General features: G+C 70.4%; 19 protein-coding genes, 2 rRNA genes and 1 riboswitch. Of the genes, 5 read left to right on the plus strand and 16 right to left on the minus strand.

Annotation, left to right across the window (positions count from 1 at the left end):
* Positions 1-55: 55 nt before the first annotated feature.
* Positions 56-682 carry a PadR family transcriptional regulator gene (locus tag ACIPPS_RS15445; protein ID WP_401431301.1) on the minus strand — a complete coding sequence of 209 codons (627 nt, stop codon included), beginning with the start codon at positions 680-682 and terminating at the stop codon, positions 56-58.
* A 194-nt stretch (positions 683-876) separates the two neighbouring features.
* On the opposite strand from ACIPPS_RS15445, the gene ACIPPS_RS15450 reads away from it, so the two are divergent.
* Both ACIPPS_RS15450 and ACIPPS_RS15455 read left to right on the plus strand, forming a co-directional pair.
* The gene (locus tag ACIPPS_RS15450) at positions 877-1500 is read left to right on the plus strand and encodes a DinB family protein (protein WP_401431303.1); all 624 of its coding nucleotides are present in this window, start codon (positions 877-879) and stop codon (positions 1498-1500) included.
* A 292-nt stretch (positions 1501-1792) separates the two neighbouring features.
* Positions 1793-2602, plus strand: coding sequence for a PhzF family phenazine biosynthesis protein (locus ACIPPS_RS15455; RefSeq protein WP_401431305.1), 810 nt, complete (start codon positions 1793-1795; stop codon positions 2600-2602).
* A 163-nt stretch (positions 2603-2765) separates the two neighbouring features.
* On the opposite strand, the gene ACIPPS_RS15460 is transcribed toward ACIPPS_RS15455, so the two are convergent.
* Positions 2766-3545, minus strand: a complete 780-nt coding sequence (locus ACIPPS_RS15460; RefSeq protein WP_401431308.1) for a CPBP family intramembrane glutamic endopeptidase — start codon at positions 3543-3545, stop codon at positions 2766-2768.
* Between the two features lie 110 nt (positions 3546-3655).
* A complete protein-coding gene (locus ACIPPS_RS15465; RefSeq protein WP_401431311.1) occupies positions 3656-5158 on the minus strand; it encodes a glutamate-cysteine ligase family protein in 1503 nt (500 codons plus the stop codon).
* Between the two features lie 480 nt (positions 5159-5638).
* Between ACIPPS_RS15465 and ACIPPS_RS15470 the strand changes: the two genes are divergently transcribed.
* The gene (locus ACIPPS_RS15470) at positions 5639-6259 is read left to right on the plus strand and encodes a hypothetical protein (protein ID WP_401431314.1); all 621 of its coding nucleotides are present in this window, start codon (positions 5639-5641) and stop codon (positions 6257-6259) included.
* Positions 6260-6638: 379 nt separating this feature from the next.
* Positions 6639-6845, plus strand: coding sequence for a DUF5999 family protein (locus tag ACIPPS_RS15475; protein WP_401431316.1), 207 nt, complete (start codon positions 6639-6641; stop codon positions 6843-6845).
* Positions 6846-6951: 106 nt separating this feature from the next.
* On the opposite strand, the gene gcvP is transcribed toward ACIPPS_RS15475, so the two are convergent.
* Positions 6952-9837 (minus strand): aminomethyl-transferring glycine dehydrogenase, encoded by a 2886-nt coding sequence (gcvP, locus tag ACIPPS_RS15480; RefSeq protein WP_401431318.1) that lies wholly within the window; start codon positions 9835-9837, stop codon positions 6952-6954.
* A 177-nt stretch (positions 9838-10014) separates the two neighbouring features.
* A riboswitch (glycine riboswitch) is annotated at positions 10015-10113 on the minus strand.
* Between the two features lie 114 nt (positions 10114-10227).
* On the opposite strand from gcvP, the gene ACIPPS_RS15485 reads away from it, so the two are divergent.
* A complete protein-coding gene (locus ACIPPS_RS15485; protein ID WP_401431321.1) occupies positions 10228-10596 on the plus strand; it encodes a PRC-barrel domain-containing protein in 369 nt (122 codons plus the stop codon).
* Positions 10597-10812: 216 nt separating this feature from the next.
* Here the strand turns inward: ACIPPS_RS15485 and ACIPPS_RS15490 are convergent, their stop codons facing one another.
* From ACIPPS_RS15490 to ACIPPS_RS15545, 12 genes are all read right to left on the minus strand, one after another.
* The gene (locus ACIPPS_RS15490; RefSeq protein WP_401431324.1) at positions 10813-12252 is read right to left on the minus strand and encodes a DNA polymerase IV; all 1440 of its coding nucleotides are present in this window, start codon (positions 12250-12252) and stop codon (positions 10813-10815) included.
* A 168-nt stretch (positions 12253-12420) separates the two neighbouring features.
* On the minus strand, positions 12421-13122 hold the full coding sequence (locus ACIPPS_RS15495) for a MerR family transcriptional regulator (protein ID WP_401431327.1): 702 nt from the start codon (positions 13120-13122) through the stop codon (positions 12421-12423).
* A gap of 246 nt (positions 13123-13368) precedes the next feature.
* Positions 13369-13842, minus strand: coding sequence for a bifunctional nuclease family protein (locus ACIPPS_RS15500; RefSeq protein ID WP_158985224.1), 474 nt, complete (start codon positions 13840-13842; stop codon positions 13369-13371).
* A 53-nt stretch (positions 13843-13895) separates the two neighbouring features.
* Positions 13896-14639: a MerR family transcriptional regulator gene (locus ACIPPS_RS15505; protein WP_401431331.1), complete on the minus strand. Its 744-nt coding sequence runs from the start codon at positions 14637-14639 to the stop codon at positions 13896-13898.
* A 28-nt stretch (positions 14640-14667) separates the two neighbouring features.
* Positions 14668-15588: an FHA domain-containing protein gene (locus tag ACIPPS_RS15510; protein ID WP_401431453.1), complete on the minus strand. Its 921-nt coding sequence runs from the start codon at positions 15586-15588 to the stop codon at positions 14668-14670.
* Between the two features lie 82 nt (positions 15589-15670).
* The gene (locus tag ACIPPS_RS15515; protein ID WP_401431334.1) at positions 15671-16570 is read right to left on the minus strand and encodes a DUF881 domain-containing protein; all 900 of its coding nucleotides are present in this window, start codon (positions 16568-16570) and stop codon (positions 15671-15673) included.
* A gap of 5 nt (positions 16571-16575) precedes the next feature.
* Positions 16576-16908, minus strand: coding sequence for a small basic family protein (locus tag ACIPPS_RS15520; RefSeq protein ID WP_015032176.1), 333 nt, complete (start codon positions 16906-16908; stop codon positions 16576-16578).
* Complete coding sequence (locus ACIPPS_RS15525) at positions 16905-17834, minus strand: DUF881 domain-containing protein (protein ID WP_401431337.1); 930 nt, start codon at positions 17832-17834, stop codon at positions 16905-16907. The genes ACIPPS_RS15520 and ACIPPS_RS15525 overlap by 4 nt, the downstream gene beginning before the upstream one ends.
* Positions 17835-17935: 101 nt before the next feature.
* Positions 17936-20431 carry a sugar phosphate nucleotidyltransferase gene (locus tag ACIPPS_RS15530; RefSeq protein ID WP_401431339.1) on the minus strand — a complete coding sequence of 832 codons (2496 nt, stop codon included), beginning with the start codon at positions 20429-20431 and terminating at the stop codon, positions 17936-17938.
* Positions 20432-20548: 117 nt separating this feature from the next.
* Complete coding sequence (locus tag ACIPPS_RS15535) at positions 20549-21157, minus strand: CDP-alcohol phosphatidyltransferase family protein (RefSeq protein ID WP_401431342.1); 609 nt, start codon at positions 21155-21157, stop codon at positions 20549-20551.
* Positions 21158-21306: 149 nt separating this feature from the next.
* Positions 21307-21423: ribosomal RNA gene (gene rrf, locus ACIPPS_RS15540) — 5S ribosomal RNA — on the minus strand.
* Between the two features lie 73 nt (positions 21424-21496).
* Positions 21497-21590 (minus strand): 23S ribosomal RNA (locus ACIPPS_RS15545); the annotation flags it as partial.

The following is a 21590-nucleotide window of genomic DNA, read 5'->3' on the forward strand; positions in this document are numbered from 1 at the left end:
GCCCCCGCGGCAACCACCGCGGGGGCCCTTCGCCTTCCGGTCCCGAAGCCTGACCTCAGCCCTCATCGGCGAGGATCAGATACAGCTTCTTACGGGCTTCGTTGATGACCTCGACAGCCTTCTGCCGCTGCTCGGCGCTGCCGGTCTTCCAGACCTGGCCGAACGCCTCCATCAGACCGAAGCCGGCCTGCCGGATCTCGTTGACTGCCTCCCAGTCGACACCGCGGCCGGCCTCCTCCCAGGGGGCCTCCGGCCCCGACTCGGCCTCGGTGCGGCCGGTCTCGGTGAGCGTGAACAGCTTCTTGCCGCCCTCGCTCTCGCTGGTGATCAGGCCCTCGTCCTCGAGGAGCTGCAGGGTCGGGTAGACCGAGCCGGGGCTGGGCTTCCACGCCCCACCGCTGCGCTCGCCGATCTCCTGGATCATCTCGTAACCGTGCATCGGCCGGTCCTTCAGCAGCGCGAGGATCGAGGCCCGCACGTCTCCGCGCCGCGCCCTCCCCCGGCCGCCGCCATGACCGCGCCCGCCGGGGAACGGCCCGCCCCGGAAGGGGCCACCACCGAACCCGGGCCCGAACGGCCCGAACGCGGCACGCCGCCGCTCGTCGTCACCGCGAGGGCCACCCCAACCACGAGGGCCGGGTCCGCAGTCTCCATGTCCGTGTTCGTGTCCATGTGAACGCATCGCAACGCTCCTTCCATCGGGTTACATCATTGAACGATCGCGATGCCTCAACGATATATCGGAATACTTCGTTTGCCAACCCTGCCCGAACGCGCAGGTCAGCGGCGCGCGGGGCGGCGGAGCAGGCGGGTCGGTTGCCCCCGGGCGAGGGAAATCGCTTGCGGACGATCATCCGCGCGGCAGACTGAGGCCCCATGACCGCCACGGATCCCAAGGCCGACCTCCGCTTCTACCTCCAGTCCGCTCGCGACGCCCTGCTCTGGAAGCTCGACGGGCTCTCCGAGTACGACGTCCGCCGCCCGATGACACCGACCGGCACCAACCTCCTGGGCCTGGTGAAGCACGCGGCGACCGTGGAGCTGGGGTACCTCGGGGACACCTTCGGGCGGCCGTCCGGCGAGCCACTGCCCTGGTTCGAGGACGGTGCCGAGCCCAACGCGGACATGTGGGCCATCGCCGAGGAATCACGCGAGCAGATCGTGGGGCTCTACCGCCGGGCCTGGGCGCACGCGGACGCGACGATCGGCGCGCTGGCCCTGGAGACGGTCGGCACGGTGCCCTGGTGGCCCGAGGGCAGGGACGACGTGACGCTGCACCACGCCGTCGTACGCGTCATCGCCGATACGCACCGGCACGCCGGCCACGCCGACATCCTCCGGGAACTCATCGACGGCGCCGTCGGGATGAACCAGGGCAACACCAGCGTCCCGCCGGAGGGCGCGGCCTGGTGGGAGGAGTACCGCGGTCGCCTGGAGCGCACCGCGCGGGAGGCCGACGACAGGGCGCGGGACGCGGCCGCCGTGACCGACAAGGACTGAGGACGTCTGACGACCGGCGCCCGGCTCCCCGCACCCGGCCCGTGGCCCCCGCGCCCGGCTCCCCGCACCCGCCCGTGGCCCCCGCACCCGCACCCGCACCCGGCCCGCGACTCCCGCTCCCGGCGCCCGGCCCCCGGCCCGTGGCGCCCGGCCCCCGGCCCGTGGCTCCCGGCCCAGCGCCGCTCGCGCATGTGCCGATCGGGTACGCGCGCAACCCCGCCGACCGAGATCGGTCCAGTGCTCCCGGATTGGCCTTGGCCTGCCGCTTTCCCCTCACGGTACGGTCCGGTCCATGCGGATCCGAATCGTCGACGCCTTCACCGACCGCCCCTTCTCCGGCAACCCGGCAGGGGTCCTCCTCCTCGACGCCTTCCCCGAGGACGACTGGCTCCAGAAGGTGGCCGCCGAGGTCAACCTCTCCGAGACGGCCTTCGCCCACCCCCTTCCCCCCGGCGGCGAGGCCGACTGGGCGCTGCGCTGGTTCACGCCGGCCGCCGAGGTCGACATGTGCGGGCACGCCACCCTCGCCACCGCGCACGTCCTGCACACCACGGGCACCGCGACCGGCACCGTCCGCTTCTCGGCCCGTTGCGGCATCCTCAGCGCCACGGCCGCCCCGGACTCCTCCATCACCATGGACTTCCCCACCTCGTCGCTGACCCCCGTCACCGCCCCCGACGGGCTGGCGAAGGCCCTCGGCGCCGAGATCGTCTCGGTCCACGACACCGCCGGCCACGTCGGAGACCTGGTCGTCGAGCTGCGCGACGAGGCCACCGTACGCGCCCTGACCCCCGATCACGCGGCCCTGGTCGCCCTCTCCGCGCGCGGCGTCATCGTCACCGCCGCCGCCGAACAACCCGAGCGGGGCTACGACTTCGTCTCCCGCGGCTTCTTCCCGCGCCTCGGCATCGACGAGGACCCGGTGACCGGCAGCGCCCACACCGCGCTCGCCCCGCTCTGGTCCGCCCGCCTCGGCCGCGACGACCTCTCGGGATTCCAGGGCGGCGCCCGTACCGGCATCGTCCGCACCCGGCTGCGCGGCGACCGCACCTTGCTCACCGGCACCGCGGTCACGGTCATCGAAGGCGAGCTGCACGCCTGACGACCCAGGAACCCGAGAGGGGCGTACAACCCGCGACCGTACGCCCGCTCTCGGGACCCACGAGGGGCGTACAACCCACCGCCGTACGCCCGCGCCGGGACGCCGAAGGGGCGTACAGCCGTCGCCGTACGCCCCTCCCCGGATCGGCCGCCCCGCGCCGGCCCTACACGGTCGGCAGCCAGCCCACCCGTCCCGCCAGCAGCCCGTAGCCGACGAAGGCCACGATGTCGAGCAGCGCGTGCGCCACCACCAGCGGGCCCACCCGCCCCCAGCGGCGGTAGAGGTAGACGAAGACGACGCCCATCACGACGTTGCCGACGAAGCCGCCGATGCCCTGGTAGAGGTGGTACGAGCCGCGCAGCACCGAACTCGCCACCAGTGCGGCCATCGGCGTCCAGCCCAACTGCCCGAGCCTGCGCAGCAGATAGCCGACGACGATGACCTCCTCCAGTACGGAGTTCTGCACCGCCGACAGGATCAGCACCGGGTACTTCCACCACACGTCCGGCAGCGACTCGGGCACCACGGTCAGATTGAACCCGGCGCCCCGCGCCGCGAGGTAGAACGCGAGCCCCGCGCTCCCGATCCCGGCCGCGACCAGCGCACCCCTGCCGAGGTCGGGCCAGGGCCGGGTCCGGTCGAAGCCGAGCGCCCGCATCCCCGCGCCCTCTCGCAGCAGCAGGTGCGCGACAAGCACCACCGGAACGAGCGCCGTGGCGATGCCGAAGAGCTGCCAGGCCAGGTCGAGCCACGGCCGCCCGGGCGCGTACGAGCCGTTGAGCGTCGCCGCCTGGTCCTTCAGCCCGCCGGGCTTGGTCAGCGAACCGATGAAGCTGATGAGGGACGACAGCGCGCTCGCGCCGAGCGACAACGCCAGGACGATCAGGGTCTCGGAGCGCAGGATCCCGCGCGGGAGCCCTCCCGGCGGAAGGGCATCAGGCACCACTCGTTGATCCGACACCACACCTGTCTCCACTTCCCCATCGCTTTCCGGGTACGGAGATCATGCGTGAAGGCCCCCGCCGCGCGCCATTCAGGGGAGGCCCGGGCCGGCTACCCGATCCCCACCGGCCACCGGTGCACCGGCTCGCCGCCCCGCATCAGTTCGACGTACCGGCGGGTCGTGGCCGCCAGGGCCGCGTCCCGGTCCAGACCGGACGCCAGCGCCCGGTGGAAGGTGTCGGCCTGCCATGACGCGCCGTTGACCCGGGCCCGGCACCGTTCCTCGATGACCCCGAGGTAGAAGTCGCGATCGGCCGGCTCGACGTGCCAGGCGTCGAGCCCGGCCGCCGCCAGCGGCAGGAGCTCGTCGAGGACGAGGCGCACCGCCGGTACGGCCGCCACCCCGCCCGACCGCCCGGGGCGCGGCCAGCGCAGCTCCGCGTCGATGCCGTGACGGCACGCGGCGTCGAAGTTCGCGGAGGCGTCCTCGAAGGGGAGCCGCTTCCAGATCGGCGACCGGGTGTCCTCGGCCAGCGCCCGCACCAGGCCGTAGTAGAAGGCCGCGTTGGCGACGACGTCCGTGACGGTCGGCCCGGCCGGCAGCACCCGGTTCTCCACGCGCAGATGCGGGACGCCGTCGACCCAGCCGTAGACCGGCCGGTTCCAGCGGTACACGGTCCCGTTGTGCAGGACCAGTTCCTGCAGCCGTGGCACGCCGCCCTGGTCCAGGACGCGGAGCGGGTCCTCGTCGTCGCAGATGGGCAGCAGGGCGGGGAAGTACCGGAGGTTCTCCTCGAAGAGGTCGTACGCGGAGTCCACCCAGCGCTCCCCGAACCAGGTCCGCGGTCGCACCCCCTGGGCCTGGAGCTCCGGCGGCCGGGTGTCGGTGGCCTGGGTGAAGAGCGGCGGCCGGGACTCGCGCCACAGTTCGTGGCCGAAGAGGAACGGCGAGTTGGCGCCGACGGCGATCTGGACGGCCGCCACGGCCTGCGCCGCGTTCCACACGGCGGCGAACCGGCCGGGCGTGACCTGGAGGTGCAGTTGCACGGACGTACAGGCCGCCTCGGGCACGATCGACGTGGCCGTGCAGCTCAGGCGCTCGACGCCGTGGATGTCGAGGGTGAACTCCTCTCCCCGGGCGGCGACGATCTGGTCGTTGAGGAGCGTGTACCGGTCGACGTCGGAGAGGTTGTCCGAGACGAGATCGTCCTGGGCCAGGGTCGGCAGAATTCCGATCATGACGACGCCCGCGTCGAGTTCCCGGGCCTTGCGGTCGGCATATCCAAGACCGGCCCTGAGCTCCTCCGCGAGCCGGTCGAAAACGCGACCGCCGAGCCGGTGCGGGGCGATGTTCACTTCCAGATTGAACATTCCCAGTTCCGTCTGGAAATCGGGGCTGGCGATACGTTCCAGGACGGCCCCATTCACCATCCTGGGCATGCCGTCGGCGCCCGCGAGATTGAGTTCGATCTCCAGGCCCATCAGATTCCTCGGCCGGTCGAACCTCTTCTCCGCCAGGAGCCTCGCGAGCCCCGCCAGGCACTGCTGGAGCTTCCTGCGGTATCGCTGCCGATCGGACAGGTCGAACCCGTCTGCCACGACCTTCTCCCCCATGGAAGCGTCCCTTCCGATCGGGCGGCCACGGCGACGGCCGCGCGCGTCACGGACGATGATGCCCCAGACGATTGATCCATAACGCCTGCGGGCCGTCCTCGTTGAACGATAGGCTGGTTCGAGCACCCATCCGGCACGTCCCACGGGCATACCGCAATAGACATATTCCGCGACCATATTCACGGAAAACATGGGGTCGATATCCGGCCGTCCGCTCCGGTGAAGTTCCCGCAGGCAGACGGCCGATAGGCATCACAAATACGATGAATCGCCTCAGGAGCAAGACCGGATGCGGCCTTGCCTGCAATATCGGCGACCGCTAGCGGAAACACTGCGTGAACACGTCTCGTATAAACTCCGCGAACGAGGCAGAGTGTTGGCGCCCGGCCATGGCTTCATGGCCCTTTCGGCCCGGCAGCCCACAGCGCCGTCGTACCTGCCCACGCATCACCGTGTCTCCTGAGCGAGAGGCGACCCATCATGCTCCGACCCACCCCGGCCCCCGGGCCGGCCCTGCGCAGTGTCCTCGCGGCCCTCGGTTCCCCCACCGCCGTCCGCGAGGCGCGAACCCCCGCCCTGCGGTCGGCCCAGGGGCCACTGAGCCCCGAGCTGCCCCTGCCCGTGCACGTCCTCGACGTACGGGACCAGGTCGTCGACGTACGGGACCAGGTCACCCCGCCCGGGCAGGCCCCGCGCACGCGGCTGGCCGGCTGGCGCTTCCTGATCCGGGGCACCGACCGGGCGGTGGCCGCCGCCGACACCATGCTCACACCCGACGGCTGGGCCTTCTCGCACTTCTTCGAAGGCCCTTACGTCTCCGCCACCGAACGCGCCCTGCTCCAGGCCGAGGCGCTGCCCACGACCTACCAGCCGAGGCTGCTGTCCGTACCGGAGTTGTACATGCTGACGCTCTGGCTGCACGGTGACACGGAGGCCGACGGGGCGTCGTCCACGCCCGATCCGGCCGACCTGCTCATCCCACTCGCCCCGGCGCCGCCCGGTATCGCGGCGAACCAGCCGCATCTGGTCGCCGACCTGCTGCCGGTCCTCACCATGCGGCTGGCTCCTCCGCCGCTCTTCGGCACCCCGGCGCCGGCCTGAACCACCCCTGAGGAGTGCCCGTCCCGCCCCGCGGCCGGCCCGGCCGCGGGGCGCTCTCATGCCCGTGCGCGAGCCGCACACCTGCCCGAGCGGAAGGCCGCCCGGGCGCCGAACGCCCCCGTCGAACGCCCCTCCCCGTACGGGCTAGCCCACCCGGGCTATTCCGAACCACCCGAAGAGACTGCCCAGTTGAGCTGAACCGCCCGCGCGGGTGATACGTCTTCATGCAGTAGGAAGAGCTGCCGCGAAATACCTGCGGATCGCCGTCCGTAGGGGAAGACTGGACCAACCGAACCGATGACGGGGGGCGGCCATGAGCACCGAACCGAGCCGCAGGACGACACGCACTCTCACCACGACGCAGCGAAAGAACCCATCCATGTGCCAGCACCAACCTGCCTGTCCCACCGCCGACTCCGCCGACCGGGAGGCGGCCCGCATGCGGGCGCACCACCCGGAGCAGGGCTGGAGCCTGCTGTGCAACGGAGTCCTGCTCTTCGAGGACACCGGTGAACTGCTGCCGGACGGCCAGATCATCGCCCCGCACCGCCCGCTGACGACGGGCCGCGTGACGACCGCCGCCTGACGCCACAGGACGGCATGTCGCGCACGACGCGTACGAGGGAACCGCAAGGGCCGGCCCGGAGAGACTCTCCGAACCGGCCCTGACTCATGTCGTGCGGCGCGCCGTCCTAGTGGTCGTACTCGTCCATGGGCGGGCAGGAGCAGACGAGGTTACGGTCGCCGAAGGCACCGTCGATCCGGCGGACCGGCGGCCAGTACTTGTCCGCCGCCGAGACGCCGGCCGGGAAGACCGCCTCGTCGCGGGTGTACGAGTGGTTCCACTCGCCGCCCAGCGCCGCGGCCGTGTGCGGGGCGTTGGCCAGCGGGTTGTCCCCGGCCGGCCACTCGCCCGACGCGACCTTGTCGATCTCGCCGCGGATGGCGATCATCGTGTCGCAGAACCGGTCGAGCTCGGTGAGGTCCTCGGACTCGGTCGGCTCGATCATCAGCGTGCCGGCCACCGGGAAGGACATGGTCGGCGCGTGGAAGCCGTAGTCGATCAGGCGCTTGGCGATGTCGTCGACGCTGACGCCGGTCGCCTTGGACAGCGGGCGCAGGTCGACGATGCACTCGTGGGCGACGAGCCCGGCCGGACCGGTGTAGAGCACCGGGTAGTGCGGCTCCAGGCGCTTGGCGATGTAGTTCGCCGCGAGGACGGCCACCTGCGTGGCGCGCTTGAGCCCCTCGCCACCCATCAGCCGCACGTACGACCACGAGATCGGCAGGATGCCGGCCGAGCCCCACGGGGCGGCCGAGATCGGACCGACGCCCGTCTCCGGGCCGGCGGTCGGCTGGAGCGGGTGGTTCGGCAGGTACGGGGCGAGGTGCGCGCGCACACCGACCGGGCCGACACCGGGGCCACCGCCGCCGTGCGGGATGCAGAAGGTCTTGTGCAGGTTCAGGTGCGAGACGTCGCCGCCGAACTTGCCCGGCTTGGCGAGCCCGACCAGCGCGTTGAGGTTGGCACCGTCGACGTACACCTGGCCGCCGGCCTCGTGCACCTCGGCGCAGATGTCGGCGACGTGCTCCTCGAACACCCCGTGCGTGGACGGGTAGGTGATCATCAGCACGGACAGCTCGTCGCGGTACTGCTCGATCTTGGCGCGCAGGTCCGCGACGTCGATCTCGCCGTCGTCGGCGGTCTTGACGACCACGACCTTCATGCCGGCCATGACGGCGGAGGCGGCGTTGGTGCCGTGCGCGGAGGACGGGATGAGGCAGACGGTGCGCTGCTCGTCGCCGTTGGCGCGGTGGTAGGCGCGGACGGCCAGCAGACCCGCGAGCTCGCCCTGCGAACCGGCGTTGGGCTGGATCGACACCTTGTCGTAGCCGGTGACCTCGGCGAGACGCTCCTCCAGCTCGGTGATGAGCGTGACGTAGCCCTGGGCCTGCTCGATCGGGGCGAAGGGGTGGATCTGGCCGAACTCGGGCCAGGTCACCGGCTCCATCTCGGTGGTCGCGTTCAGCTTCATGGTGCAGGAGCCGAGCGGGATCATGCCGCGGTCGAGCGCGTAGTCGCGGTCGGCGAGCTTGCGCAGGTAGCGCAGCATCGACGTCTCGGAGCGGTGCGCGTGGAAGACCGGGTGGGTGAGGTACGCGTCGGAGCGCAGCAGCCCGGCGGGCAGGGCGTCCTCGACGGCGGCGTCCAGGTCCTCGATGTCGGCGTCGACGCCGAAGGCGGCCCAGACGGCGGCGACCTGCGCGCGGCCGGTGGTCTCGTCGCAGGAGGCCGAGACGTGGTCGGCGTCGACGAGGTGGAGGTTGACGCCGGCCTCGCGGGCGGCGGCGACGGCCTCGGCGGCCTTGCCGGGCACGCGGACGGTGACCGTGTCGAAGAAGTCGCCGTGGACGACCTCGACGCCACCCTCGGTGAGGCCGGCGGCCAGGACGGAGGCGTAGCGGTGGACGCGCTGGGCGATCTGCTTCAGCCCGTCCGGGCCGTGGTAGACGGCGTACATGCCGGCCATGACGGCGAGCAGCACCTGCGCGGTGCAGATGTTGCTGGTGGCCTTCTCCCGGCGGATGTGCTGCTCGCGGGTCTGCAGCGCCAGGCGGTAGGCCCGGTTGCCGTCGGCGTCGACGGAGACTCCGACGAGGCGGCCGGGCAGCGAGCGCGCGTGCTTGTCCTGGACGGCCATGTAGCCGGCGTGCGGTCCGCCGAAGCCCATGGGGACACCGAACCTCTGCGTCGTTCCCACGGCGATGTCCGCGCCGAGCGAGCCCGGGGAGGCCAGCAGGGTGAGGGCGAGCAGGTCGGCGGCGACGGTGACGACGGCGCCGAGCTCGTGGGCCGCGTCGATGAGCGGCTTGATGTCGCGGACGGCGCCGGAGGCGCCGGGGTACTGCAGGAGCACGCCGAAGACACCGCGCTCGGCGATCTCGGCCGGGATGCCGTCGCTGAGGTCGGCGACGACGACCTCGACACCGGTCGGCTCGGCGCGGGTCTCGATGACGGCGATGGTCTGCGGCAGGGCGTCGGCGTCGATGAGGAAGACACCGTTCTTGACCTTGCCGACCCGGCGGGCGAGCGCCATGGCCTCGGCGGCAGCGGTGCCCTCGTCGAGGAGGGAGGCGCCGGAGGTGGGCAGACCGGTGAGGTCGGCGACCATGGTCTGGAAGTTCAGCAGAGCCTCGAGGCGCCCCTGCGAGATCTCGGGCTGGTACGGCGTGTAGGCCGTGTACCAGGCCGGATTCTCCGTGACGTTCCGCAGGATGACCGGCGGGGTGAACGTCCCGTAGTACCCGAGCCCGATCATCGGGGCGAGGACCTGGTTGCGGTCGGCGAGCTCACGCAGCTCGGCCAGGACCTCGGCCTCGGTACGGGCGGCGGGCAGACCGAGGGCCTCGGCGTTCTTGATCACGTCCGGCACGGCGGCGGCCGTGAGCTCGTCGAGGGAGCCGTAGCCGACCTGCGCGAGCATCTTGGCCCGTGCTTCGGCGTCGGGCCCGATGTGCCGCTGCTCGAACGGGATGCCCTGTTCGAGCTCGGAGAGCGAAATGCGGTGGGCGGTCATGTACGGAGGCCTCCTGGTCGTCACGACCTGCGAGGGGCACCACGGCGCGGGTGCCCGGACGGCCTCCCCCTCTGTCATGTCAACCTGAGAGTTTCACCGGCACGCCAAAGGCACGCCGGTTTTCACCGTCGGTGAGAGCGGACGCCGTCGGACCTCCGCTCTGCTTTCCAGAGTGACCTCGTCCATGCGGTACGTGGGCCTGAGAGATTCCGGGGAGGATTTGCTCCTTCGGCGCCTCCGAAAGGTTTCTCCGGAGGACTCTCCCGCACGGGGTCGACAGCCACAGCCAGCCTACCAGCGCGGTTCCGGGTCGCATCGCTCAAGTGGCCGACATCCCAGATGTGCACTTTCGTAGTCCTTGTAGAGCAGTTGCGACCAGTTGGAGGGACCGTGCAGACCGACATCGATCCGCGCAGCCTGATCGGCCGCAAGGCGTTCGACCGCAACGGACACAAGATCGGCACCGTGGACGAGGTGTACCTGGACGACGCGACGGGCGTCCCCGAGTGGGCGGCGGTCCGTACGGGCCTCTTCGGCCGGGACGCGTTCGTCCCCCTGGAACCGAGCGAGCTGGTCGAGGGCGGTCTCCACATCCCGTACGAACGCGCCCTGATCAAGGACGCCCCGGACTTCGGCGTGGGCCGCCACCTCTCTCCTGAACAGGAACTCCAGCTCTACCGCCACTACAGCCTGGCCCTCCCCCCGCCCCCGCCCCCGGACCACGACTTCGGCCGCCTGGCAGGCCAGGAGGACAAGTAACACCGAACCCGCCCCTCCCCAGAGGCACTCCCCCAGAACAACACGTGGGAGCCCCGGCCACGCCACCGCAGTCGCAGTAGCAGTCGCAGTCGCAGTCGCGGTCGCGGTCGCCGACGAACAGCACGGCCCACAGGAAGACCCGCACCCCTGCCCTGCCACCCGCACGGGCGGTGCGGGTGGGAACACCAGCCCGGCCGCAGGCCGGGCGCACCCCTGTCAGGCGACCGCCGCCGCCCCCTCCCCGCCGCCCACCAGCGGCAGCGCCTCCCCCGCCGCCAGTTCCGGATCGTCGACGAGAAACGTCCGCACCCTCCCCGGTGCCGACCCCGGTTCCTCGAAGCGCACGGTGACCCGCCCCACCCCGCTGCCCTGCACCCACCCGGCCCCGTACACGGCATGCCGTACGTCGTTCCCAGGGGCCCATCTCCGCTCGACGGCAACCGGCTCCTCCGCCCCTGTGACGACCTCCGCCACGGGCGCCTCCTCAACCGAGGCCGACGAGTCTCCGGAGGCGCCGGAGCCACCGGAGGCACCCGAGGCTCCCGAGCCACCGGAGGCACCGGACGCGCCCGCCCCCTCCATTCCCGCCGCCTGCGCGAACAGGTCCTCCTGGGTGTAGTCCGCCAGCCCGCTCACCCCGACCCCCAGCAACCGCACCCCGCCGGTCGTGTCCACTCCCTCCAGCAGCCGCCCCGCCGCCTCCCGCACCACCAGGGGATCGTCCGTGGGCCCCCGCAGCGTCTCCGAGCGCGTCAGCGTCGAGAAGTCGAAGCGCCGCACCTTCAGCACGATCGTCCGCCCCGAGTGCCCCGAGGCCCGCAGCCGCCCCACGCACCGCTCGGCGAGCCGTTCCACCTCGGCCCGGATCCGTACCCGGTCGTGCAAATCCACGTCGAAGGTGTCCTCGACCGACACCGACTTCGCGTCCCTCTCGGCCACCACGGGCCGATCGTCGTACCCCTGGGCCATCCGGTACAGCGAGGCCCCGTGCGCACGCCCCAGCAGCCGCACAAGCTCGTCCTCGCCCGCTTCCGCGAGGTCCGACACCGTCGTCATCCCGGCCCGCCGCAGATGCTCCCCCGTGGCCGGCCCGACGCCCGGGAGGATCCGTACGGACTTCGGACCGAGGAGTTCCCGCTCGGTCCCCGGCTCTATGAGCACCAGACCGTCCGGCTTCGCCTCCTCGGATGCGATCTTGGCGAGCATCTTCGACCCCGCGAGCCCCACCGACCCCGCCAGCCCCGTGGTGGCGAGGATGTCCCTGCGCAGCCGCTCACCGGCCTCCCGCGCGGTCCCGCTGTCGTCGGCCACTCCCCCGGCCTCCAGGTCCACGAAGGCCTCGTCCAGGCTCAGAGGCTCCACCAGCGGTGAGAGGCGGCCGAGGAGCTCCATGACCTGCTCGCTGATCGACCGGTAGAAGGCGAAGCGCGGCACGAGGTAGGCCGCGTTCGGCGCGAGCCGCCGCGCCTGCGCCATGGGCATCGCGGAGTGCACCCCGAATCGCCGTGCCTCGTACGACGCCGTCGCCACGACCCCACGGGGGCCCAGCCCCCCGACCACCACCGGTTTTCCGCGCAGACTGGGCTTCGCCGCCTGCTCGGCGGCGGCGAAGAAGGCATCCATGTCGAGATGCAGGATCGTCGGCGCGGCTCTCACATCTCCGATGCTGCCCTACGCCACTGACAATCGGCGGTCGCCGCGGACACGTCGTCCGCCGTGCCGGAACGGCACCCCCAAGGCTGCCGGCCCGAAGGCCCCCGGCCCGAAGACCACAGCCGAGGACCACCGGCCGAACACCACCGGCCCGAAAGCCCGGCCCCGCGCTCAGACCGCCCGGTCGCGCCGCCGTCGCGCGAGCTCGTCGCCCGGGTTGTGTCCGACGAGCGTCTCGCCGGTGTCGATCCGCTCCCCGTGCAGCTGCGACAGCGCCGCCTCCACGTCCCGCCAGACCACGCCCACGGCGATGCCGAAGACTCCCTGACCGCCCTGGAGGAGGTCCACGACCTCGTCCGGCGAGGAGCACTCGTACACCGTCGCCCCGTCGCTCATCAGGGTCATCCGCTCCAGGTCGCGGAAGCCACGGGCCCGCAGGTGCTGGACGGCGGCCCGGATGTTCTGCAGGGCGACCCCGGTGTCCAGGAAACGCTTGACGATCTTGAGGACGACGACGTCACGGAAGCTGTAGAGACGCTGCGTCCCGGAGCCGTAAGCCGGCCGCACGCTCGGTTCGACGAGCCCGGTGCGTGCCCAGTAGTCCAATTGGCGGTAGGTGATCCCGGCCGCCGCGCACGCGGTCGGCCCGCGGTACCCCACCGTCTCCGTACCGGCCGACGCGCCCGCCGCGGAGTCCGGTGCCGCTTGGGCACCCACCGCCGCTGCCACGCCCACACCGGCGTTCACGCCCGTGCTCGCACCCGCACTCGAGTCCGTCCCGAAGTCGCCCACACTGCCGTGAAGCGGATACGGACCGCTTTCCCCGGGCGCGCGCCCGGGGGAGCCCCCCGCCGTACCGTCGCCGCTGCTCATCACGCCGACCCTCCGTCCTTGACCTGCCCACACGAAGGTAGGCAGTCACTCGGGGTGCGTCAACGATCGCCACACTCGGCACGCCGAGTGATAATCACCCTGAGAGTGGTTTCCCGTGTCCCTCTCCGGGGAAGGGGTATCCGAATGCGCTGATGGCGCCCGGCGCACGACGGTCAGAACCCGTCCAGCGGGACCGACCGGACGCCGCCCGGCACAGCCGCCCGGACGCCGCCGAAGCCGAGCGCCTCACTGGCTGCTGGACCCGAAGTCCTCCGGGGAGATCTGGTCGAGGAACTCGCGGAACTTCTCCACCTCGTCCTCCTGCTCGTCGGGAATCGCGATACCGGCATCGTCCAGCACGCCGTCACTGCCGAAGATCGGCGTTCCGGTGCGCAGGGCCAGCGCTATCGCGTCGGAAGGCCTGGCGCTCACCTCGACGCCGCTGGCGAAGACCAGCTCCGCGTAGAAGACACCTTCACGGAGATCGGTGATGCGGACCTCGGTGAGCTCCTGGCCCACCGCCTCAAGGACATCCTTGAAAAGGTCGTGCGTCAGCGGCCTGGCAGGGGCCATGCCCTGCTGGGCGAAGGCGATCGCGGTCGCCTCCCCCGGTCCGATCCAGATGGGGAGGTACCGATCGCCTCCCACTTCACGCAGGAGCACGATCGGTTGGTTCGAGGGCATTTCCACCCGGACACCCACAACGTCGAGCTCGTTCACACAGCAACCCTAGGACGTGCCCGGCCGGTTTGGGTAGTCGGGCCCCCACAAGGTCACTGCAACCGGAGTCCCAGCGCGGTCTGGACCAGTGCCGCGTGCAGCCGTACGGAGAGCCCGGCGAGCTCCTTCGCGGTGGCCTCCGCATGGGCCCTGGTCTGCGGGTTACGGTGCCGGCGCAGTGGCGCCACCATCTGCTCGACGAGCCCGGCCTCGCGATCGGCGGCTGCTTTGACCGCCCTGAGATGCCTCGGCTCCAGACCGAATCTCCCCAGATCCGCGACGAGTCTGGCGACCGTCACGGCCTCGGCGTCGTATGCGCCCTCGGGCCCCGGAGCGATGAGTCCGTACGACTCCCACTCCACGAGCTCCTCCTCCGTGACCTCGGCGGCGGCGAGCAGCTCGGCGCGCCCCACCCGTGCGGCGGTCGGACGGTCACCGTCCGTGTCCCACGCGCCGTCCAGCAGGTCCCGCTGGGCGCCGGGCGAGGGCAGCCCGACCTGCTCGCCCCGGGCGAGCGCGTCGAGATGCTCCCGGATGACCTTCAGCGGAAGATAGTGGTCACGCTGCATCCGCAGGATCTGAGCGAGCCGCTCCACGTCCTGCGGGCTGAACTTCCGGTACCCGGAGGCCGTCCGCCGGGGCTCGACGAGCCCCTCGGCCTCCAGGAACCGGATCTTCGAGATGGTCACTTCGGGAAACTCGTCACGCAGCTGGTTCAGCACCGTCCCGATGCTGACCAGCCGGTCGCCCGCGGTGGCGGTGCCGTGACCGGCACCGCCCGTCGGTGTTCGCAGCATGGACCTTCCCTGAAGAGTTCCCGAGGCGTCACATGCCTCGCTGGCTCGAGTAGAAGACCAGCCGGTACTTGCCGATCTGCACCTCGTCGCCGTTGGACAGCACGACCGAGTCGATCGGCTCACGGTTGACGTACGTGCCGTTGAGGCTGCCGACATCGGCGACGGTGAAGCTGCCGTCGTGCGCCCGGCGGAACTCCACATGGCGGCGCGACACGGTGACGTCGTCGAGGAAGATGTCGCTCTGCGGGTGCCGGCCGGCCGTGGTCAGCTCGCCGTCCAGCAGGAAGCGGCTGCCCGAGTTCGGACCGCGACGGACCACCAGGAGCGCCGATCCGACGGGCAGCGCCTCGACGGCAGCCAGCGCCTCGGGCGACAGGTTCGGCAGCTGCGTCTGACCGGTGACCTCGGCGTCGTACGCCTCGAGGCCGGAGATCGAGATCGTCGACGTCGTCTCGGACGCACGCTCGACGTTCGCCCCGCCCCGCAGCGGCGTGCCGCAGTGGGAGCAGAAACGGCTGTCCGCGGCGTTGCGGTGACCGCACCTCGTACACACCGGCATGGACGCGTCCTCCCGCCGCGGCTGACCCGCGGAGGTCTGGGTCGCGTACGGGTCGGGGGTGAACCCTCCACCCGTACTTGAGGTTGATGGTTCTCCGAAACCTATGCGCCCGGCACCGGCAGGGTCAACAGACGACGCGCCCTGGTCGCCCACCTCGTCACGGAAGAGCGGGCGCTCGCCGCCCTGCTCCTCCTCGCTCTGGGCGTGGCGCGGCGCGCGGTGCTTGGCGTTGCCGCCGTCCTCGCGTGCGCTCTTGCCGAACAACTTCGCAAAAAAACTCACGGGCGATTCCCCTTGACCGAAACAGACCCGCCCGTGGGGCAGGACGAACCCTGAATGAACACACCTGCCGACCCGGACACCCTCACAACGTCCGTATCCATCCGACAGTTTCCACCACGCACCACCCTTGTGGTGCGGCGACCCCCCGCAACGCCTTCGCCTTGTCGCGCGGCTGCCACGTGCCCCCGCCTCACTGCGAGGACGACTGAGCGTAGTCAGGCCGCTTCGCAGGTCGCAAGGCATCCACGACGATCTTCTGGGAGCGGGCCACGGTCGCGGTGGCCTGCTCCTTCTCCAGCGTCTGCACGACTCCACCGGGGATGTTGAGCGCGGGCTCGAGGTCCTCGGGCTTGCCGATGACCTTGAAGACGTACGGAGCGGTCACCTTCGTTCCATCGATCTCTATGTCACCGCCACTTCCTGTGAAGTAGCTGTCCGCGACGACCCGGACGTCGTTGATCTGGATCGCCTCGGCGCCGGCGGCGCGCAGTTCCTGGATGGCGTCGAGCAGCATGTCCGACTCGACCGCCGCCGCGGCCCCACGGACGGTCAGGGTGATCCCCGGCCCCTCCGCAGCGACGGTTCCAGCCAGAATTCCGAGCTGGCGCTCCTTCTCCTGGGTCTGCTTCCGGGCCTCCTCGGCCTGGTCCGAGCTGGACTCGAGCTCCGAGCGCTGGGTCTCCAGACGCGCCTTCTCGTCCTCCAGGCGCTGCGTGCGGTCGTCGAGCTCGTCGAGGATGCGGACCAGGTCCTCCTGGCGCGCCCCGCGCAGCGCGCTGTTGTCGCTGGTGGAGCGGACCTGGATGGCGAGCCCCAGGCCGAGGACGAACAGCAGCAGGGCGACGATGAGTTGGGCCCGGCTCGCCCGCGGCGGCCACAGCCCGGCGGCCAGCCGCTGCCGCCCGGTGGCCTGCGGCTCGGTCACGACGGGCGGCGGCACGGAGGCCCCCCGCTCGTCACCCGGACCGCTCGCCTTGCCCGGGTTCTCCCGGTTCTCAGGGTTCTCGGGGTTCTCGGGGTTCCCCGAGACCTCCCGGTTCTCCGGGTTCTCTGCGTTCTCCGGGGTTCCCGGCGTCGCGTCGTTGCTCATCGGCGTCACGCCCGGAAGACGTGCCGCCGGATGGCGGCCGCGTTGGAGAAGATCCGGATGCCGAGCACGACGACCACGCCGGTCGACAGCTGCGCGCCGACACCCAGCTTGTCGCCGAGGAAGACGATCAGCGCGGCCACCACGACGTTCGACAGGAAGGAGACCACGAAGACCTTGTCGACGAAGATCCCGTCGAGCATGGCCCGCAGGCCGCCGAAGACCGCGTCCAGGGCGGCGACCACGGCGATCGGAAGATAGGGCTCGACCACCGCCGGAACCTCGGGACGGACCAACAGTCCGACCACGACTCCCACGATCAGGCCCAGTACGGCGATCAAGATGTGCCCTTCCCTGTGTCGGCCGTGGCCTGCCCGGTGGCCTTGGCCGCCCCGGATCCCCTCGGCACTGCTGTACGTACGATCAGGCTCGGCGCGGCCGGCAGACGCACCTCGGCCTCGGCCGAGATGCTGGTGCGGATCCCGAAGTTCTCCTGCAGCGCGTGCAGATACTGCCCGTCGGCGCTGTCCTGGAACGCGGTGCTCAACCGCTGCCCGTCCCCCACCGCGAGCACCGTGTACGGCGGCACCAGCGGCTTGTTGTCGACCAGTATGGCGTCGCCTGCCGCACGGATCGCGGACAGTGACGTCAGCCGCTGGCCGTTGATCGCGACGGCCTCGGCACCCGACTCCCACAGCCCGTTGACGATCCGCTGCATGTCCCGGTCGCGAACCCGGCCGGTGTCGGAGAACCCGCTGCTCTCCCGAGGACCCCCGCCGTCGCTCTCGGTGTCCTTGGCATCGTCGACGACGAGCTTCACACCGGGACCGTGCACGGGCGTCGCGCCCGAGAGCAGCGCCACCAGCTCGGCCTGGTCACCGCCGTGCTGTTCGAGCGCCTTGCGCTGCCGCTCCCCGACCTCGACGCGGATCTTCTCGACGTCCGCCTCCAGCCTGTCGGCCGCGCTGGTGTCCGCCTCGATCCGGTCGATCAGCTCCTGCCGCTCCTTGGCGACGACAGGCGCGGAGATCCGCGCCTCGGCCGCGCCCACGGTCACCACGGCGGCGGCCAGGACGAGGCCCGCCGCGAGGCCGAGCTTGGCCCGGAGCGTACGGGGAAGTCCGCCGCCCTCGGCGTCACGCCGGGCGGAGGCCTCGGCGTAGCCGTCGTCGAGCGCGTGGTCCATCACGTTGTTCAGCAGCGACATGGACGCGTCCGGACGCGGTGGTGGTGTTCCGGTGCTCCGAACGGGGTGCTGCTGCGACATGCCGCACATCGTCGCACGTCGGGGCTGCTACCGCCGAATGGCCCCACCGATGAGCCGGGCGGCGTCCTGTGGACACCACCCGGCTCACCTGCCCCGTCGGTTCAGTGACCTGCGCTGTCGACCACGCTCGACCACTCGTCGAGCAGGGCTTGGGCGGAGGAGTCGTCGGGACCCTCGGCCCACAGATGGGTGACAGCCTCCGCCGGGTCGGGCAGCACCATCACCCACCGCCCGTCGGCCTCCACGACCCGCACGCCGTCGGTGGTGTCCACGGACCGCTCGCCGGCCGCCTCCACCACCCGGCGCATCACGAGCCCCTTCACCGCCCACGGCGTCGCGACGTCCCGCTTCAGGACGTGCGCCCGCGGAATCCGGGCATCGATCTGGCTCAGCGTGAGCTGGGTCCGCGCCACCAGACCGATGAGCCGCACGAACGCGGCGGCACCGTCGAAGACGCTGCTGAACTCCGGAATGATGAACCCGCCCCGGCCGTCGCCACCGAAGATCGTGGATTCCTCACGGCCGACCCTGGTCAGATCGTCCGGCGAGGTCGTCGTCCACTCCACCTGTGTTCCGTGGTAGGCGGCGACCTGCTCGGCGATCCGCGTGGTCGTCACGGGCAGCGCCACCCGACCCGACCGCCGCTCGGCGGCCACCAGGTCGAGCATGACCAGGAGCGAGCGGTCGTCCTCGATGATCCGGCCGCGCTCGTCGACGAGCGACAGCCGCTCGCCCACCGGGTCGAACCGCACCCCGAACGCGGCACGCGCCGAGGCGACGATCTCCCCGAGCCGTACGAGCCCGGCCCGCCGGGTCTCCGCCGACTCGGTCGGCCGCGACTCGTCGAGCCCCGGGTTGATCGTCAACGCATCCACCTGGAGCCGGCCGAGAAGGCTCGGCAGAACGAGCCCCGCACTGCCGTTGGACGCGTCCACGACGACCTTCAGACCCGCCTCGGCGACCCCTGAGGTGTCGACGTTCCGCAGCAGCGAGCCGGTGTACGAGTCGAAGACGCTCGCCGGGAAGGAGAGGTCGCCGATCTCGCCGGGAAACGCCCGCCGGTACTCCTGACGTGCGAAGACCCGGTCCAGCTTGCGCTGCCCCGCCTGCGAGAGGTCCGCTCCCCGCTCGTCGAAAAACATGATGTCGACGGAGTCCGGCACGCCCGGCGAGGTCCGCAGCATGATCCCGCCCGCACTTCCCCGGGCGGTCTGCTGACGCGCGACGGGCAGCGGCACGTTCTCCAGGTCGCGTACGTCGATGGCGCTGGCCTGCAGCGCCGAGATCACGGCCCGTTTCAGGGCTCGGGCGCCTCTGGAGTGGTCACGCGCGGTGGTGACCGTCGCGCCCTTCTTCAGCGTCGTGGCATACGCGCCCGCCAGCCGAACCGCCAGCTCCGGCGTGATCTCCACGTTCAGGATCCCGGAGACCCCGCGCGCCCCGAAGAGGTGCGCCTGCCCGCGCGACTCCCAGATGACGGAGGTGTTGACGAAGGCACCGGCCTCGATGGTCTTGAACGGATAGACCCGGACGTTGCCCTGAACGATCGATTCCTCACCGACCAGGCACTCGTCGCCGATGACCGCGCCATCCTCGATCCGGGCCGCCCGCATGACGTCGGTGTTCTTCCCGATGACACAGCCGCGGAGATTGCTCTGCTGCCCGATGTAGACGTTGTCGTGGACGACGGCCTTGTGCAGGAAGGCCCCGCTCTTGACGACGACGTTCGACCCGATGACGGTGTGCTCACGCACCTCGGCGCCGGCCTCGACCTTGGCGTAGTCACCGATGTAGAGCGGCCCGCGCAGCACGGCGTCGGGATGCACCTCGGCGCCTTCCGCGACCCACACCCCGGGTGAGATCTCGAATCCGTCGAGTTCGACGTTGACCTTTCCTTCGAGCACGTCGGCCTGGGCCTTGACGTAACTCTCGTGGGTGCCGACGTCCTCCCAGTAGCCCTCGGCGACGTAGCCGTAGATCGGCTTTCCTTCCTTCATCAGCTGAGGAAAGACGTCACCGGACCAGTCCACGGAAACATCGGCCTGGACGTAGTCGAAGACTTCGGGCTCCATGACGTAGATGCCCGTGTTCACGGTGTCCGAGAAGACCTGCCCCCAGGTCGGCTTCTCCAGGAACCGCTCGACCTTGCCCTCCTCGTCCACGATCGTGATGCCGAATTCCAGCGGATTCGGCACACGGGTCAGACAGACGGTGACCAGGGCGCCCTTCTCCTTGTGGAAGGCGATCAGGTCGGTGAGGTCGAAATCGGTGAGCGCGTCCCCCGAGATGACGACGAAGGCGTCGTCCTTCAGCGCCTCCTCGGCGTTCTTGACACTCCCCGCGGTGCCGAGCGGTTTCTCCTCGTTGGCATACGTGAGCTCCATTCCGAGCTCTTCGCCGTCACCGAAGTAGTTCCTCACGAGTGAGGCGAGGAACTGCACGGTCACGACGGTCTCGGTGAGACCGTGCCTCTTGAGCAGTCGTAGGACGTGCTCCATGATCGGCCGGTTGGCCACCGGCAGCAGAGGCTTGGGCATGCTCGAGGTCATGGGGCGAAGTCGAGTTCCTTCGCCACCGGCCATCACGACGGCCTTCATGTCGGAAGCGTCCTCCTTGAAGAGACGACGGTCCTGCCGACTTCACCCTGTCCGCCAGGTGGCCCTCGGGCGTCCTCGTTCGTGCCGGCGACGCTGCACGGCACGGGACAGACGGGCTCAATCGGCCGGTGTATCCGCCTTCACGAGTCGGCGGACCTGGACCACGTAGAGGATCCCTGCCCACCAATACAGAGTTGTACCCCATCCGGCGAAGGCCCACCCGAAAACTTCGGCGAGTGACGAAAGCCAGCCCGTTCCGTCACTGAGCAGCAGCAAGGGGAAGGCGTACATCAAGTTGAAAGTCGCAGCTTTACCCAGGAAGTTCACCTGCGGTGGCGGATACCCGTGCCGACGGAGGATTCCCACCATGACCAGCAGCATCAGCTCACGGGCGAAAAGGGCGGCGGTCAGCCAGAGCGGCAGGATCTCGCGCCAGGTCAGCCCGATGAGGGTGGAGACGATGTACAGGCGGTCGGCGGCGGGGTCGAGGAGCCGGCCGAGGTTGCTGATCTGGTTCCAGCGCCGCGCGAGCTTGCCGTCCAGATAGTCACTGACACCGCTGAGCATCAGCACGAGCAGAGCCCAGCCGTCGCTGTTGGGGCCGCCGAACACAGGGCGGAGAATCAGCCACAGGAAGAGCGGCACACCCACCAGCCGAGCCATGCTCAGGATGTTGGGGATGGTGAGGACCCGGTCGGTCTGAACGCGAGTCTCCTGGACCTCCACCCGGGGGCCTCCTGCTGGGAACGTGCCAATGATGCCTCCTGACCTTACCCTCAGCCACGACGGCAGGATGCACAGGGGTCGACTGTCTGTTCCGGAACGCAAAAATGCCTCAACCCCCGGACAAGGTCCGGGGGTTGAGGCTAAAAATTGTTCGGCGGCGTCCTACTCTCCCACAGGGTCCCCCCTGCAGTACCATCGGCGCTGAAAGGCTTAGCTTCCGGGTTCGGAATGTAACCGGGCGTTTCCCTAACGCTATGACCACCGAAACACTATGAAGTTAACCAACCGGGCATAATCACGGTCGTTACTTCAGAACTAACACAGTGGACGCGAGCAACTGAGGACAAGCCCTCGGCCTATTAGTACCGGTCAGCTCCACCCATTACTGGGCTTCCACATCCGGCCTATCAACCCAGTCGTCTACTGGGAGCCT

The sequence above is a fragment of the Streptomyces sp. NPDC090127 genome (assembly GCF_044746945.1).
Classification (GTDB): domain Bacteria; phylum Actinomycetota; class Actinomycetes; order Streptomycetales; family Streptomycetaceae; genus Streptomyces.

Excerpts from the sequence above, each read along its gene's own strand:
- ACIPPS_RS15445 (WP_401431301.1), bottom strand. The coding sequence starts at position 682 with ATGCGTTCACATGGACACGAACACGGACATGGAGACTGCGGACCCGGC.
- ACIPPS_RS15450 (WP_401431303.1), top strand. The coding sequence starts at position 877 with ATGACCGCCACGGATCCCAAGGCCGACCTCCGCTTCTACCTCCAGTCC.
- ACIPPS_RS15455 (WP_401431305.1), top strand. The coding sequence starts at position 1,793 with ATGCGGATCCGAATCGTCGACGCCTTCACCGACCGCCCCTTCTCCGGC.
- ACIPPS_RS15465 (WP_401431311.1), bottom strand. The coding sequence starts at position 5,158 with ATGGGGGAGAAGGTCGTGGCAGACGGGTTCGACCTGTCCGATCGGCAG.
- ACIPPS_RS15470 (WP_401431314.1), top strand. The coding sequence starts at position 5,639 with ATGCTCCGACCCACCCCGGCCCCCGGGCCGGCCCTGCGCAGTGTCCTC.
- ACIPPS_RS15475 (WP_401431316.1), top strand. The coding sequence starts at position 6,639 with ATGTGCCAGCACCAACCTGCCTGTCCCACCGCCGACTCCGCCGACCGG.
- gcvP (WP_401431318.1), bottom strand. The coding sequence starts at position 9,837 with ATGACCGCCCACCGCATTTCGCTCTCCGAGCTCGAACAGGGCATCCCG.
- ACIPPS_RS15495 (WP_401431327.1), bottom strand. The coding sequence starts at position 13,122 with ATGAGCAGCGGCGACGGTACGGCGGGGGGCTCCCCCGGGCGCGCGCCC.
- ACIPPS_RS15505 (WP_401431331.1), bottom strand. The coding sequence starts at position 14,639 with ATGCTGCGAACACCGACGGGCGGTGCCGGTCACGGCACCGCCACCGCG.
- ACIPPS_RS15515 (WP_401431334.1), bottom strand. The coding sequence starts at position 16,570 with ATGAGCAACGACGCGACGCCGGGAACCCCGGAGAACGCAGAGAACCCG.
- ACIPPS_RS15525 (WP_401431337.1), bottom strand. The coding sequence starts at position 17,834 with ATGTCGCAGCAGCACCCCGTTCGGAGCACCGGAACACCACCACCGCGT.
- ACIPPS_RS15530 (WP_401431339.1), bottom strand. The coding sequence starts at position 20,431 with ATGAAGGCCGTCGTGATGGCCGGTGGCGAAGGAACTCGACTTCGCCCC.